This window comes from Moorena sp. SIO4E2 (assembly GCF_010671945.1).
GTDB lineage: Bacteria > Cyanobacteriota > Cyanobacteriia > Cyanobacteriales > Coleofasciculaceae > Moorena > Moorena producens.
This window is the reverse complement of sequence record NZ_JAAHIE010001408.1, coordinates 1-1,075: the sequence shown is the minus strand read 5'-3', so window position 1 is coordinate 1,075 and position 1,075 is coordinate 1. Positions and strand designations below refer to the sequence as shown.

Genomic DNA, 1,075 nt, shown 5'->3' with positions numbered 1-1,075 from the left:
CGAAGTCGGTTGTAACTGATATCTTGCACTAATGTCAGTTACAACCGACTTCGTAAAGAGCGAAATCCCTTTACTTAAGGAACTTAATGCTTACCACGACGGCGGCGGCGTCTCCGACCCTTACCCTTACCCTTACCCTTATTAAAGTTAACATTCGAGAGAAACGAAATGACGTTAACGTTACTTACGGTCACCAGACTAGCGGTATTTATACTAAATACTCCTCCTCCTCCTAAAACCATGTCCATTTCCTGACCATCGCTTAGCTCATTGAGGAAGCTTTCAGAATCTTGGAATAGCTCTGAACCAGCAGGACGCAGTTCAGCGATTTTAATACTAGACATTTGGGTTTTTCCTTAATTTCAGATGTGGGTTAGTTAGCAATCAGCTAACTATTCATGACTAGTTAGCTTGCTAACTTCTTAAGTTAATCCTCGTACCAAAAACAGAAAATGTCAAGGGTTTTTATAGTTGTTTTTGGACTTAAATCTAGCTAGTCTTTTTTAGACATAAAACAAGGCTTTATTTCTAGTGGATAAGACATAATGTATGGGGTTTGTCTTTTAGTTTTAGACATAAATTAATGAATTATTTCTTTTCGATGTCAAGACCCAATTCAATTAAATTAATCTTAAATAAACTTAATATTTTTTCAGACAAAATTCATTGATGGATGGCTAAAATAAGAAATTATGAATCATTTCAACCCTAGTAGTCTGTCAATTGTAAGCATTCAGCTAATGCGCTACGCCCACGCTAAGCGAACAGCTATCAGCGTGTCGCGTATCAGCTCATGCGCTACGCCCACGCTAAGCGAACAGCTATCAGCCTTGGCCTGTGGCCAGGCTACTAGATCGGTGCTTTTGAAGAAAATAAGCTGACGGCTGACGGCTGACGGCTGACGGCTGACGGCTGACTGTCAATTTAGTTTTGAGGGTTAGGGCGTGTTTTCAAAGTTTTCGGCAAGATTATGATCCCCCCCAGCCCCCCTTAAAAAAGGGGGGAGCCATACTCAAAGTCCCCCTTTTTTAAGGGGGATTTAGGGGGATCTCCGAGTTTGAAGACACGCCCTAGG

1 protein-coding gene is annotated in these 1,075 nt (G+C 41.4%); it reads right to left on the bottom strand.

All coding sequences use genetic code 11. The features are described from left to right. Positions 1-83: 83 nt before the first annotated feature. The gene (locus F6K37_RS44060; RefSeq protein WP_287257436.1) at positions 84-344 is read right to left on the bottom strand and encodes a hypothetical protein; all 261 of its coding nucleotides are present in this window, start codon (positions 342-344) and stop codon (positions 84-86) included. Positions 345-1,075: the final 731 nt, after the last annotated feature.